This is a genomic window from Rhodopseudomonas sp. WA056, from assembly GCF_010906995.1.
In the GTDB taxonomy this organism is placed as follows: Bacteria; Pseudomonadota; Alphaproteobacteria; order Rhizobiales; family Xanthobacteraceae; genus Rhodopseudomonas; species Rhodopseudomonas palustris_G.
In genome coordinates, this window is the sequence record NZ_QPFS01000135.1 from 1 (window position 1) to 12831 (window position 12831).

Below are 12831 nucleotides of genomic sequence, written 5' to 3' on the forward strand. Positions count from 1 at the left end.
GTGTCCTTCAAGGTCGGTCGGCTGACCACGATCGGTCTGGCCGCCAAGAACGCCATCCTGATCATTGAATTCGCCATCGCGCGGCAGCAGGCGGGGCTGGGATTGCACCGCGCCACTTTGCTCGCCGCGCGGCAGCGGCTGCGGCCGATCCTGATGACCTCGTTTGCGTTCATCCTCGGCGTCGCGCCGCTGGTCGTCGCCAGCGGCGCCGGCTCGGCGGCGCAGAATTCGATCGGCATCGGCGTGATGGGCGGCATGCTGGCGGCGACCGTGCTGGGCATCTTCTTCGTGCCGCTGCTGTTCGTCTTGGTCCGGCGTGTGTTCAAGGGCGCGGCCGGCACTGAGATCGCCGTGAGCCCGACCCCGCCCACGGCGTTCGGCCTTTCAGCCCCGAAAGACACGTGAGCAGAGCAATGATGCAAGCACGAACCCCGATGATGCGGCCGCGCCGATGGCTCGCGCGTTGCCGGAGAGCCGGAGTGCTGCTCGCCGCGTCCGCATCGCTGGCCTCGATAGCCACCGCGTTGAGCGGGTGCGCCATCGAGATTCCCCTGGACTCTGCAAAGACGCCACCGCCCGCGCAGGCGCCTGAGAAACCCACGACACCGGCGAAGCCTGCGGTCGCGCCGTCGTTTGCGACGCTGATGATTCTCGCCGCGGTGTTGCTGGGCGGATGCGCTGTCGGTCCCGACTATCGGACGCCGCTTCTCGCGACGCCCGCGCAGTGGAGCCGGGCCGGCGTCGCGACCCCTGCGCCGCCCGTGTTGCCACGCTGGTGGACTCGCTTGCGCGATCCGACCCTGGATCGGCTGGTGGTCGAGGCAGTGGACGGCAACCTTGATGTTGCGACGGCGAGCGCGCGGGTGCGCGAGGCGCGGGCGAACTATCGGCAGGCGGTGGGCGCGTTGCTTCCGACGATCACCAACAGCGACTCGGCCCGGCTGGCAAAGGGGACGGGGGGGACGTCGGCGGCACCCGGCGGTCTCAACCTCGGCGGTCCGTCGTCGTTGCTGGGATCGGACGGCACCTCCGGTTTGTATCAGGCGGGGTTCGACGCGAGCTGGGAGCTCGATCTGTTCGGCGCCAACCGCAGGGCCGTCGAGGCTGCGGCCTACGGCATCGATGCTTCGGACGAAAATCTGCGCGCCGTGTTGCTGACGCTGGTCGGCGACGTCGCGTCGAGCTACGTCGAGGCGCGCGCCTATCAGGCGCGCATCGCGCTTGCCCATCGCACCGCGCTGTCGCAGGACGAAACCACCACGATCACCCGCAACCGCCTGGCCGCGGGCACCGCGTCGGCCGTGGACCTCGCCACCGCCACCGGACAGGCGGCGGCGACGCGCGCCGCCATTCCCGCGCTCGAGACGGCCTACGCCCAAACCGTGCACCGGCTGTCGGTGCTGACCGGACGGCCGCCGGCCGCGCTGTCGGCACTTCTGGCGCGGCCGAAGCCGATCCCGGCGCCGAAGCTGCCGGTGCCGACGGGGATTCCGGCCGACGTTCTGCTGACGCGGCCTGATGTGCGGCTTGCGGAGCGCCGCTACGCGCAATCCACCGCCCGGATCGGGCAGGCCGAAGCGGCGCTGTATCCCAGCGTCAGCTTGACGGGAAACATCGCAACCTCCGGCACCAAGCTCGGCGATCTCGGCAGAAATTCGTCGATCAGCTGGTCGCTCGGTCCAACCCTGCGGGCTGCGGTGGAGATCGCACAGGCGCAGCGTGATCAGCAGTTTCTGGCCTACCAGGCGTCTGTACTCACCGCGTTGAAGGACGTCGAAGACGCGCTGGTGTCGCTGAGTAACGAGCGCGCGCGAAGCCGAATTCTCACGACATCGACCACGGCCTATCGGCAGGCCGCGAGCCTGTCGCAGTCGCTGTATCGATCCGGATCGTCGAGCTTTCTCGACGTGCTGACCGCCGAGCGATCGCTCTACAGCGCCGAAGACGCGTTGCTGCAGAGCCGGGTCAAGACCGTCTCGGACTACATCGCACTGAACAAGGCGCTCGGCGGTGGATGGGACGGCGAGGTCGATGCGCTGACGCCGGAGGTGATCGACGTCGACACCGGACCGCATCCGGCCGGTCCGATCACGCATCGGCGGGCGGCTTTATGAGTGAGACGATTGGGAAACTTAGGTCGACAATGCAGGAGACGAAGCAATGAAATTGGACGAGGCAAATCGTGTCATCCTGGTCCCGGTGCAGGAAGCGGAGCTGAAGGAGTTCCAGCTCGGCCTGCAGGACGCGTTCGCGGCCGGGTTCACAGCCGCATTCGGAACGGCGCCGGAAGGTCCGATCCCGTCGGATGCAGAGCTCGGCGATTTCTTCCATGCGCCGGGGGCGGTCACGTATCACGTCGTGCTCGACGGCGCGCGAGTCGGCGGGGTGGTGCTGACGATCGACGCCACCACGCATCGCAATTCACTGGATCTGTTCTTCGTCGCCACCGAACATCACGGCAAAGGCATCGGCTCCAGAGCGTGGCGCGCGATTGAAGCGATGTATCCCGATACACTGGCGTGGGAAACGCACACGCCGTATTTCGAGAAGCGCAACATCCATTTCTACGTCAACAAATGCGGCTTCAAGATCGTCGAGTTCTACAACGTTCATCACCCGGATCCGCATCAGGAGACTCGGGAAGGAATCCCGGGCGGCGAATCCTTCCGGTTTCAGAAGGTGTATGCCGACCAATCGTCGCATTAGGGTGAACGGTGACGAATGGCGCTTCTCGGGCTGCGTGCAGTTCTTCATACCGGCTCCGTCTCCGGCTTCTGCGAGGATCGCACACAGCGTATTGTCAGCGCCGCCGGGCCGCACGATCCGTCCGGCGCGATGATCGCATCAGCCGCCGTCGAAACGACCTTGGAAACAACTTGATGAACGGCTCTTCCCCCGATCAAATGTGCGGTCAGTTTCGCGCGCGGCTTCGTTCGACATGTCCCAGACGGCAACGGACCATTCTTCTACCGAAGACCCTGATCGCTGGTACTGCACCAATATGGTGGGCGTGCCGGTCGGTCTGATCGGCTCGACGGCGTTCAATCGCTGCCTGCGGCGGATCACCATCCATGGCACGCGAGAGACCCATCCGGGACTGTTCCGGCTGCTGGCCGCCTGCGAGTATCCGGCGACCGCCGCCGAGGTGTTCGAGCATTACATGGAGCTCGAGTTCGGCCTCGCGGCGGGAGCCCAGCCGTCTGCCCCGGCGCGGCATCCGACCAGCTATCTCGATCTGCTGCGCGGCTGGGGCGTCGAATCCGACTGCCCGAAGGCGGCGGTGCTGAAGGGCTGGGTCGAGAGCCGGTTCGGCTTGGTGCCGACCTTCCACAAGCAGCGGCTCGGGCTGTTTCCGTCGGCGGCGTGGGCGACCTATCTGCAGGAGAAGACCGACGCCCGCTTTCACAACAATTGCATCTTCCAGCAGTTCGACCTGCTGTACGAATATTGCCAGTGGAGCATCCGCCGCTTCAAGACGCCGGGCCCGCGCTTCGTCCGGCTGTGGCGCGGCACCAACGATGTCGAGCAGCAGCTCGTCGAGGGCGACGCGCATCACCGGCTGTGCACGCTGCGGCTGAACAATCTGGTGTCGTTCAGCGATTCCAAGGAGCGCGCCGAGGAGTTCGGCGATTGGGTGCTGGAGACCGAGGTGCCGACGGTGAAGCTGTTGTTCTTCCCCGGCCTGCTGCAGCGCCAGGTGCTCGGCTATGAAGGGGAGTTTCTGGTGATCGGTGGAAACTACAAGGTGCGGGCGTATCACGGATGGTTTTGAGGGCCGTTGTGCAGGATATCGTCCCGGTTCGGTGATGGCCTATCAACGAGTCATTCCGGGGCGCTCGCGCCAGCGAGCGAACCCGGAATCTCGGCCACGCAGAATAACCTCGGGATTCCGGGTTCGCGGCCTTTGGGCCGCGCCCCGGAATGAGTGCGAAGGTGGACGTGATCAATCCGTCTCGCCGGGTTGCTCGGGGCGCGGTTCGCCGAAGCCGTAGGCTTTGCCCTTGATGCTGTCGATGTCGATCCGGATCACCTTGGTGATGCCGAGCTTTTCCGCCGGGTAGTCGAACTTGCGGTCGGTGAATCGGCTGACGATCAGGTCGAGCGCTCGGGTCTTCTCGGCGAAGTCATCGACGAAACTGGCGCGGCCGAATCCGATCACGGTGCGGTGCTGGGCTTCGAAATCGCAGGCGGCGTCGGCGGTCACGACGCCGTGCTCGGTCGTCACCTCGAAGCAGACGCGGTTGTTGGTCTTGAGAATCTCGATCTTGGTGCCGGCGCTGGCCGAATGGACGTACAGCGCCTTGCCGTCGAAGCCGTAGAACACCGGCACCAGGAACGGCACATTGTCCCGCGCCAGCGCCAGATGCAGCACCTTGTCGCTGGCCAGGATCGCGTCGATCTCGGTGCGGTCGGTGATTTCGCGGCTTCGCCGCCGCATCGGTCGGGCCAACAGGTCGGAAGCGGGTTCTGTCATTCCAGGTCTCCTAGATGCGCGGCGCTCCGGCTTTGCCGATGCCGCTGGATCGGATTGTCAGCAGGCGCAGGACAGTTTCGAGGCCAGCGCCTTGATGTCGGTGTTCATCTTCGGCACCGGATAGCGCGCTTGCACGGACGGGCAGGCTTCGAGCGCCGTCATGGCCTGCGCAGGCAGGCCGCGAGTGCGTGCACCGGCGAGGATGAAGTCGAGATAGTCGCGGCTCGGCGGCTGTTGCGGCCCCATCTCGGTCTTGCGGTGAAACAGCGCGTCGAGCACCTGGCCGCTCGCGTCGATCACTTCGACCGGGTAGTGGAAGTACGATCCGCCGCCGTCGAGCTTGACGCCCTGCCAGGCATCGAAGCGATCGAGCTCGGTGGCCGACAGCTCGTAGACCACGCCCCACACCTCTGCGCCGGGCTCGTCCACCAGGGTCTCGAGGCCGCTGTCCCAGATCTCCGAGTGGCCGTGGAAGCCGAACCTGTAGCCGGGCAACCGCGCGATCGCGCGGATCTTCGGCTGGCACAGCCGCACCATGATGTGCTCGGGGTTCAGCGTCGCCCCATAGGCGAACAGCGGCGTGGTCGGACGGCGGGCCGGCTTGGCGCGCGGGGCGGTCGGGAGCGGCGTGGTGAGCGTCGGGGTCATGTCGCGTCTGCCTGTGGTTTCGGGGTGATGGTGGCGGCGACGCCGAGGCCGGGCAGCTCCATGATCTCGGCGTCCATATCGAGCGCGCGCATCGCGCGGGGAAACCAGCGCGGAATGTGATCGCAGACGAGATCGAGCTGCCGGAACGGCGTGCCGGTGAGGAACGGGATCAGGATGTCCCAGGAGTTCAGGCCCGGATCGTCCCGCAGCAGCCGCACCAGATCGAGCCGGAAGTGACCGCTGTCGTCATCGCCGATCAGTACCGGCTTGATCTCGTCGAGATCGCTGTCTGCACCGCCCTGACGATGGCGCCGTCGGCGCGAGCGTCGTTCGGCGCGGGAAGCCTTGGTGCTCTGTTGCGCGCGCTCGTTCTCCTTGCGGGCGATGGTGTCGAGCTGGGCGAACAGCGGACCGTGCGACTGCCAGGTCTGCACGCCCATCTCCTGCAGCAGCGAATTGACGACGCCGCGCACGCTCCTGGAGAGAAACAGCCGGCAATCATCCAGTTCGGGGACCATCGCGGCGAGCGAGGCGTGGATCTGGGCAAGCCCATCGTCCGGTCGCACCGCGAAACGGATCGTCTTGCGGACCTTCCAGACTTCGCCCTGCTGCTCGAACAGCAGGATCACGCCCTTGTCCGAGACCTTGGCGATCTCGCCCTCGGCGTCGACGTAAGCTGCGATCTTCATCGGTTGTCTCGCGGCCGTCAGGAGAAAGAAGAGTCCGGCGACGGACATGGCAAACCGTCGCCGGACCAGATCATGACCGTGGTCACCACACGTTCAGGATCCATTCGCGGTTCTTCTTGACCTCCATGTCGCCAAACAGCGTGTTGGCCATCTGTTCGGCGAGCCAGGTTGCGCCGGCGTAGCCGACCACGGGATAGCGATACAGGCCGGCGCGGTCGTAGGTCGGGAAGCCGACCCGCAGCATCGGGATGTTGTAGTCGATCGCGACGAACCGTCCCTTGGAGTGGCCGAGGATCAGGTCGAGTTCGAGGCCGTTCTTGATGCGGTCTTCGAGTTCGAACAGATCGGCGTTGGTGATGATCTCCATCGGGTAGTCGACGTTGTCCTTCAGCGCCGCGATCCGCGGGTCGTTGGCGTAGCCGGCGTTCTCGTCGCCGAGCAGCAGCAGCACCGGCTTCATGCCGAGATCGAGGCAGTATTCGGCGAGACCGAGCACGAGATCCGGGTTGCCGTAGATCGCCACCTTCTTGTCGGCCAGGAACATGTGGGCGAGGTCGGTGATGGCGTCGAGCGCGACGCCGCGCTCCTTGACCAGCGATTCCGGGATCGGCTTGCCGGTCATGTCCTTGACGTTACGCAGGAAGGTGTCGGTGTTGCGGATCCCGATCGGGGTCGGGCCGATCACCGCCGGCACGTCCCAGCGGGTCTGCAGCCAGGTCGCGGCCTGGCCGCCTTCGTAGCGGTTGAGCGCGATGGTGCCTTGCGCGTCCGCAGTCGCAGTCAGCTCGGCAATCGTGGTCGAGCCGTGTGACACCGCGCTCTTGTCCGGCATCAGCGGACTATCGAAGCTCTCGATCTCGAACAGCACGTTGGCCTCGACCTGCATTTCGGCCAACAGATGCTTGAGCTCCTTGACGTCGCCCGGATTGACCCAGCCGGTGATCAGATTGATCTTCAGGCTCGGCTTGTCCTTCTTGGAGAAGTGCTTGACGAAGTCGCGCACCGCGACGTCGTAGCCCGTCACCATGCTGCCGACGAAGCTCGGGCAGTGGATCGGGATCAGATGGACCTCGCGGTCCGGATACTTCACATCGAGCAGCTCTTCCTGCAGCTTGGTGACGACGCCGTCGACGTCGTCGCCGATCACCTCTGTCGAGCAGGTGGTGATGATCGGCACCACCTTGACGTGGGGATAGCGCATCAGCAGCACGTCGACCGCTTCCTCGACGCGGTCGAGCGCGCCGAACACCGCGCCGTCCTCGTGTACCGAGGACGAGGCGATTTCGAAGCTCTCCTTCAGGTGCTGCGAGATCAGGAGGCGGACGAACATCACGCAGCCCTGGCCGCCGTGGACGATGCCGATGCAGTCCTTGATGCCGATCGAGGCGTATTGCGCGCCGGCCGGCTGGCAGGTGAAGATCGGATTGATGGTGCCGATCCGGTCCTTCGGCTTGAATTGACAGTTCATGGCGAGGGTCCAATCAATAGTGCTTGTCGGTCAGCTCTTCATTGAGCGAGCCGGTGACGGTGAGATAGTCGATACGGGCGTGCAGCTCCTTCATCAGCGCCTTGATGTCCTCTTTGGACATCTCGGCGAGCCACGGGCAGGTCGCCTGATAGGCGCGCTGCAGCGTCACCGAATCGACCCAGTAGCAGCGGTCTTCCGGCGTCTGTGGCGTGAAAGGCTCGCCGGCGAGCAGCTTGGCGGCGATGCCGAGGATGCCCTCGTTCTGCCGCTTGCGGTCCCACGTCCGCGAATGGAACTGCCAGAGGCAGTTCTTCATGACCCAGTCGACCATCTGGTCGACCCGGGCCTTGGTAACGTCGTCGAGTGCCTCGTAGGCGGCGAGCGAGGCGGCCGCCGCGGCGGCGTCGGCCGGGAACGGATGCTCCGAGGTGACTTTGTAGGTGATCTTGGTCATGGGGCTCTCGTCTCACTCGGCCGCTTCGGCTTTGACGATCGGGGTGAAGTAGGGCGGGTTCTTCTTGCGCAGGTCGGCGATGATGTCGTCCTTGCCGGTGTAGCGACGAAGGCTCTCCGACTTGGCGATCTCCTCCGGCAGATGCGCGTCCGACAGCATGCGCTGTGTGACGAAGCCGCGATCGGTCGGGATCTCGTCCTTGCTGATGTCGAGCCCGGAGAGCTGGTGCATCGGCGAGTAGATGCCGTTGTAGATGTCGCGGGCGAACCGCACCCAGCCTTCGAAACCCTTGTACGGGCCGTTGTGATAGGCGTGGGCATTGAGGTACGGAACGCGGACCTTCTTGGCGACTTCGCCGGGGCGCTTGCCGGTGAAGATGATGTCGGGCTGCAGCTTCTCCAGCGCCTCGAGTCCTTCCAACTCGTTGGGATCGTCGATCGCCAGCGCATCCTCGCCGCAGCGCGCGATGCCCTTCTCCATGTCGCCCTGGTGGCCGAACTTGGTGTAGACCGAGACGACCTTGACGCCCATTTCCTCCTCGATAACGTGCGCCCAGTGCCACAGCTTGGAGCCGCCCGGCCACAGGCAGACCTTCTTGCCCTTCAGCCGTTCCTTGTACCAGTCGAGTTCCGGCTTCCAGCGCGCGGTCTCCTCGGCGATGATCGCTTCGGCGCGGTCCTCGATGCCGAAGAACATGCCGATCTTGCGCAGCGACTGCGACAGCGGTTCGAAGCCGAAGCCGTCGATATCGAGCCGCGGAATGCCGTAGCGCACCCGCAGCTCGTTGCAGATGTATTCGGCGGAGCGGGCGCATTCGAGCACGTTGAGATGCGCACGGTGCATCGCCCGCAGGCCGTCATAGGTGCCGTTGCCGGTGAAGGTCGACAGCACCTGGATGCCCATCCGGGTGAAATAGTCGAGCATCACCTCCTGGTCGCCCTGGATGTTGTATTCGCCGACATAGTTGATGACGTAATCCGAGGTGATCTCCGGCTCGACCGTGCCGACCTTGTCGTTGATCCAGGCGATGTTGATCTTGTGGTGGCCGCCGGACTGGCTCGGGCCGCCGAAGCCGGGCGAGTTGCAGGTGAAGATGTCGACGTCCGGCATCTCCTCCATCACCTCGGCGGCGACCGCGTTGATGTCGTCGCCGATCAGCGCGGTGGCGCAGGTCTGGTAGATCGTCATCCGCTTGATGTCGGGGCAGGCCTTGAATGCCTCGATGATGTTCTGCTTCAGCAGGCCCTCGGCGCCGAACACGATGTGCTTTTCGCGGACGTCGGTGGCGAAGGTGTATTTGAGCTGGAAGTTGTTGTTGTCGGAGATGTAGCGCTTGGTCTGCCAGGTGTCGTAGGTGCAGCCGACGGGTCCGTGACTCATGTGAATCACGTCCTTCATCGGCGTGCCGATGACGTGCTTGGCGCCGCAATAGGCGCAGCCGCGCTCGGAGATCGATCCCGGGATGGTGTTGAGATAGCCGAGCGGCAGCGCGGTGGCGAGATTGTCGCCGGTGCCCTTGGTGACGGCGTGCTTCTTACGTTCGGGGAGACACTTCGAACAGTCGAACTCGTGATATGGCATCTTGTTGTCCTCGTGCGGGAAGTACGCCGTCAGGCGCGGGGAGCGCAGATCAGTCCATCAGGCCGTACTTCACGACCATCTTTTCGAGTTCGTCCATCGTCAGCGGCTTCGGAATCACGAAGTCCTTGTTGTCGATGATGGCCGAGCCGAGCTGCTTGTATTCGAGCGCCTGATCGGCCTCGGGATCGAACTCGGTGACGGTCTTCTTGTTGAACTCGGCCTTCTGCACGATGTTGTCGCGCGGCACGAAGTGGATCATCTTGGTGCCGATCGCCGCGGTGAACTCTTCGAGAAATTCGCGCTCGCCATCGACCTTGCGGCTGTTGCAGATGATGCCGCCGAGCCGCACGCCGCTCTGCTTGGCGTATTTGACGAGACCCTTGCAGATGTTGTTGGCGGCGTAGATCGCCATCATCTCGCCGGAGGCGACGACGTAGACTTCCTGCGCCTTGCCGTCGCGGATCGGCATCGCGAAGCCGCCGCACACCACGTCGCCGAGCACGTCGAAGAAGATGAAGTCGAGATCGTCGGTGTAGGCCTGGTTGGCCTCCATCAGGTCGATCGCGGTGATGACGCCGCGGCCGGCGCAGCCGACGCCCGGCTCGGGTCCGCCGGATTCGACGCAGCGGATGTCCTTGAAGCCGCTCTTCACCACGTTCTCGAGCGTCACCTTCTCGGCGCCGAGGGTGCGCAGCGTGTCCATCACGGTGTCCTGCGGCTTGCCGCCGAGGATCAGGCGGGTGGAGTCCGCCTTGGGATCGCAGCCGTGAATGAAGATGTTCTTGTCGTGATAGAAGGCGAGCGCCGCCGCCGTGTTCTGCGTGGTCGTCGACTTGCCGATGCCACCCTTGCCGTAGATCGCCACCTTGCGGGTCATGGTCCGAAGCTCCTGCGATGAATTGACGGGACGATGAGTGATCCATCGCCTCGCCATCCTTAAGAGCAACGGACGTGCCAACGCGTGCGCAATGCGTGGCGCGGAATCGGAAGTACGCGAAGGGGCAAAACCGCGCGCGAGCCGCGATAGAGGGGTGCTAAGCGTTCGCATACATCCGGGATGATGCGACAATGGAGTCCGGCGCGGGAGCGTCGAGAACGTCCGTGGAATAGCGCGCTGCGAAGGACGGCGACGACGATCCGAACAGTTTGCGAGAGAGGACGGTCTCAGGTTTCGTCAGGAGCGGCGATGGAAATGTTCTGCCTGCGTAAGTTCTGAAAGAGGCGTGACGCCAGCCGTAACTTCCTGACCTTCTGTCCCGGGCGCGGCGAAAGTGACGTCGGGCGTAAATTCCAATCCCAAGAGTTACGCGAGTGTCGACTCCACCGGAGTTCTGCGCCAACGCAAAACGGCGGCTCATCAGAGCCGCCGGCGGAAATTCAAACGCACAGGGCGATCAGACGTCAGCTCCGTGGGTGGAGCCCGGCGGTGCGGAACGTCTTGTAGGTGAGGCCGTGCCGGTCCATGCGCAGGCCGAGCATCCGGCGCGTCAGGCCGAGCGCCGTCGCGGCCTGACCGACATTGCCGCTCGACGCTTTCAGCGCTTCCACGATCATTTCGTATTCGACCGCGGTGACGCGGTCTTCCAGCGTGCCGCTGAAGCCGGTGCCGGTTTCGGTCGGCGTCTGCAGCGACGGCGGCAGGTCGTAGCCGTGGATCACGCCTTCCTCGGCCAGGATCACCGATCGTTCGATCACGTTCTCCAGCTCGCGGACGTTGCCGGGCCAGTGATAGCTCATCAGCATGTTGATCGCCGGGGTCGAGATCCGTCTGATCGGCTTGCCGATTTCGGCCGAATAGGTGGTGACGAAGTGGTCGGCGAGGGTGATCACGTCGGAGCCGCGATCGCGCAGCGGCGGGATGGTGATCGGGAATACGTTGAGCCGATAGAACAGATCTTCGCGGAAGGTGCCGGCCGCGACCATCTCGGCAAGGTTGCGGTTGGTGGCGGCGATGATCCGGACGTCGACCTTGACCGATCTGGCGCCGCCGACCCTTTCGAACGTCCGTTCCTGCAGCACGCGGAGCAGCTTGGCCTGGGTCGGCAAGCTGAGCTCGCCGACCTCGTCGAGAAAGATCGTACCGCCGGAGGCTTGCTCGAAATAGCCCTTGTGGGTGGCGACCGCGCTGGTGAAGGCGCCGCGCTCGTGGCCGAACAGTTCGCTTTCCGCGAGCGCTTCCGGCAGCGCCGCGCAGTTCGCCTTGATGAAGGGGCCGTCGGCGACCGGACTGTTGTAGTGCAGGGCGCTCGCCACCAGCTCCTTGCCGACGCCGCTTTCGCCGAGCAGCAGCACGGTGGCTTTGGTCGAGGCCACCTTGTGCACCATGGCGTAGACGTCCTGCATCGGCTTGGAATTGCCGATGATATTGGCCGGGCGAAACCGCTGCTTCAGCTCGCTTTTCAGCCTACGGTTCTCGGCTTCGAGCCGTACCTTGTCGACGTTCTCGATCAGATAGAGTTCGACCGCCGGCGCGATCAGCGAGGCGACCATGGCGAGCAGCTCGGCGTCCTGCTTGAGCAGCCGCTGGTTCATATAGACGCGCTCGGCGCAGATCGTGCCGAGCACCTTCTGCGCGAGCACGATCGGTACGCAGAAGAACGCCAGCTTGTCCTGTTTGCGGCCCTTGTGGGCGCGGGTGCGATCGAGAAAGTCCGGGCTGTCGATCACCCGCGGGATGATGATCGGCTTGCCGGTCTCGACCACCTTGCCGGTGATTCCCTCGCCGGGCGCATAGATGCCGCGGCCTTTTTCCTCGTCCGTCAGTCCGAAACTGTCGTGGATGAAGATCGCGTCGGAGCGGTGGTCGTACAGCATCATCACGCCGCGCTGCATCCGCATCTGCTGGCGCATGCCGTCGAGCACGATCGACACCAGCGTGGCGAGATCGGCGTTCTGTGTCAGCACCTGATTGATGCGAAACAGGATCTGCAGCACGTTGACCCGGCACTCGCCGGTAAAACAGTGGGTGAATTCGTCGACCAAGCCCTCAGGCTCGGCGTGTCGATCGACATCGAGCGCGGTCATGCACGATGCTCCTTGCGGCGGATAGCGATGACGGGAGAGGGCGATCGGCGGCGGCACGAAGCGACGGCAGTGAGAATGATCGCGATCCAGCGCGTGCTTGCGATCGGCATGGACGAGCTCCAACCATCGAGCCGCGAGACGCGGTCGAGTTGCTAACGGCTGGGAACCCTCGTTCCTGATGATGACGGACGCTTACGGCGTGGGTCGCGACGAAGATAGCAAAACCGCCGCGAGATGGAAGTCCGCCGTCCGGCCGACGAGGGCTGCGATAATCGCGCGGCAACGTGCCGCCGATCTCGATCGACAATCGTCGCCGGCCGTTGATGCCGCCGCCTCAGCCGAGCAAGTCAGATGAGCTTTCGCTCGATCCGTTGTGTCGACTTTGGGCGGATGTTCGCTGTGGACGGTGCCTGAGTCAGGAGGCGACGGAGCGGAACGGCTGTACGCGCGTGCGTCCGGCGCCCAGGGAGCCGAGATCGGCAGACAGCCGTTC

13 protein-coding genes are annotated in these 12831 nt (G+C 64.5%); 5 read left to right on the forward strand and 8 right to left on the reverse strand.

Going from position 1 to position 12831, the window contains the following annotated elements:
* From DU475_RS20340 to DU475_RS20360, 5 genes are all read left to right on the forward strand, one after another.
* Positions 1–405, forward strand: a 405-nt coding sequence (locus DU475_RS20340) for an efflux RND transporter permease subunit (protein ID WP_205524477.1), incomplete at its 5' end; no start/stop codon positions are given.
* Positions 406–644: 239 nt separating this feature from the next.
* Positions 645–2114, forward strand: a complete 1470-nt coding sequence (locus DU475_RS20345; protein ID WP_205524478.1) for an efflux transporter outer membrane subunit — start codon at positions 645–647, stop codon at positions 2112–2114.
* A 46-nt stretch (positions 2115–2160) separates the two neighbouring features.
* On the forward strand, positions 2161–2706 hold the full coding sequence (locus DU475_RS20350; RefSeq protein WP_164633151.1) for a GNAT family N-acetyltransferase: 546 nt from the start codon (positions 2161–2163) through the stop codon (positions 2704–2706).
* Between the two features lie 15 nt (positions 2707–2721).
* Complete coding sequence (locus DU475_RS20355) at positions 2722–2880, forward strand: hypothetical protein (protein ID WP_164633152.1); 159 nt, start codon at positions 2722–2724, stop codon at positions 2878–2880.
* Between the two features lie 58 nt (positions 2881–2938).
* The gene (locus tag DU475_RS20360) at positions 2939–3772 is read left to right on the forward strand and encodes an NAD(+)--dinitrogen-reductase ADP-D-ribosyltransferase (RefSeq protein WP_164633153.1); all 834 of its coding nucleotides are present in this window, start codon (positions 2939–2941) and stop codon (positions 3770–3772) included.
* 171 nt (positions 3773–3943) lie between these two features.
* On the opposite strand, the gene DU475_RS20365 is transcribed toward DU475_RS20360, so the two are convergent.
* The 8 genes from DU475_RS20365 to DU475_RS20400 form a co-directional block, all read right to left on the reverse strand.
* Positions 3944–4474, reverse strand: a complete 531-nt coding sequence (locus DU475_RS20365) for a pyridoxamine 5'-phosphate oxidase family protein (protein WP_164633154.1) — start codon at positions 4472–4474, stop codon at positions 3944–3946.
* Positions 4475–4531: 57 nt separating this feature from the next.
* A complete protein-coding gene (locus DU475_RS20370; protein ID WP_164633155.1) occupies positions 4532–5122 on the reverse strand; it encodes a gamma-glutamylcyclotransferase family protein in 591 nt (196 codons plus the stop codon).
* Positions 5119–5811: a Fe-only nitrogenase accessory protein AnfO gene (gene anfO / locus DU475_RS20375; RefSeq protein ID WP_164633156.1), complete on the reverse strand. Its 693-nt coding sequence runs from the start codon at positions 5809–5811 to the stop codon at positions 5119–5121. The genes DU475_RS20370 and anfO overlap by 4 nt, the downstream gene beginning before the upstream one ends.
* A gap of 82 nt (positions 5812–5893) precedes the next feature.
* Positions 5894–7279, reverse strand: coding sequence for a Fe-only nitrogenase subunit beta (gene anfK, locus DU475_RS20380; RefSeq protein ID WP_164633157.1), 1386 nt, complete (start codon positions 7277–7279; stop codon positions 5894–5896).
* 13 nt (positions 7280–7292) lie between these two features.
* A complete protein-coding gene (anfG, locus tag DU475_RS20385) occupies positions 7293–7733 on the reverse strand; it encodes a Fe-only nitrogenase subunit delta (protein WP_013502820.1) in 441 nt (146 codons plus the stop codon).
* Positions 7734–7745: 12 nt separating this feature from the next.
* On the reverse strand, positions 7746–9314 hold the full coding sequence (gene anfD / locus DU475_RS20390) for a nitrogenase iron-iron protein, alpha chain (protein WP_164633158.1): 1569 nt from the start codon (positions 9312–9314) through the stop codon (positions 7746–7748).
* Between the two features lie 49 nt (positions 9315–9363).
* Positions 9364–10191 carry a nitrogenase iron protein gene (gene nifH, locus DU475_RS20395; RefSeq protein WP_013502818.1) on the reverse strand — a complete coding sequence of 276 codons (828 nt, stop codon included), beginning with the start codon at positions 10189–10191 and terminating at the stop codon, positions 9364–9366.
* Positions 10192–10715: 524 nt separating this feature from the next.
* Positions 10716–12338: a sigma 54-interacting transcriptional regulator gene (locus DU475_RS20400; RefSeq protein WP_164633159.1), complete on the reverse strand. Its 1623-nt coding sequence runs from the start codon at positions 12336–12338 to the stop codon at positions 10716–10718.
* Positions 12339–12831: the final 493 nt, after the last annotated feature.

What these genes read in the sequence shown, in the direction of transcription:
- anfK (WP_164633157.1), bottom strand. Translation starts at nt 7,279, where the DNA reads ATGAACTGTCAATTCAAGCCGAAGGACCGGATCGGCACCATCAATCCG.
- DU475_RS20355 (WP_164633152.1), top strand. Translation starts at nt 2,722, where the DNA reads ATGGCGCTTCTCGGGCTGCGTGCAGTTCTTCATACCGGCTCCGTCTCC.
- anfG (WP_013502820.1), bottom strand. Translation starts at nt 7,733, where the DNA reads ATGACCAAGATCACCTACAAAGTCACCTCGGAGCATCCGTTCCCGGCC.
- DU475_RS20400 (WP_164633159.1), bottom strand. Translation starts at nt 12,338, where the DNA reads ATGACCGCGCTCGATGTCGATCGACACGCCGAGCCTGAGGGCTTGGTC.
- DU475_RS20350 (WP_164633151.1), top strand. Translation starts at nt 2,161, where the DNA reads ATGAAATTGGACGAGGCAAATCGTGTCATCCTGGTCCCGGTGCAGGAA.
- DU475_RS20370 (WP_164633155.1), bottom strand. Translation starts at nt 5,122, where the DNA reads ATGACCCCGACGCTCACCACGCCGCTCCCGACCGCCCCGCGCGCCAAG.
- nifH (WP_013502818.1), bottom strand. Translation starts at nt 10,191, where the DNA reads ATGACCCGCAAGGTGGCGATCTACGGCAAGGGTGGCATCGGCAAGTCG.
- DU475_RS20360 (WP_164633153.1), top strand. Translation starts at nt 2,939, where the DNA reads ATGTCCCAGACGGCAACGGACCATTCTTCTACCGAAGACCCTGATCGC.
- DU475_RS20345 (WP_205524478.1), top strand. Translation starts at nt 645, where the DNA reads ATGATTCTCGCCGCGGTGTTGCTGGGCGGATGCGCTGTCGGTCCCGAC.
- anfD (WP_164633158.1), bottom strand. Translation starts at nt 9,314, where the DNA reads ATGCCATATCACGAGTTCGACTGTTCGAAGTGTCTCCCCGAACGTAAG.
- anfO (WP_164633156.1), bottom strand. Translation starts at nt 5,811, where the DNA reads ATGAAGATCGCAGCTTACGTCGACGCCGAGGGCGAGATCGCCAAGGTC.
- DU475_RS20365 (WP_164633154.1), bottom strand. Translation starts at nt 4,474, where the DNA reads ATGACAGAACCCGCTTCCGACCTGTTGGCCCGACCGATGCGGCGGCGA.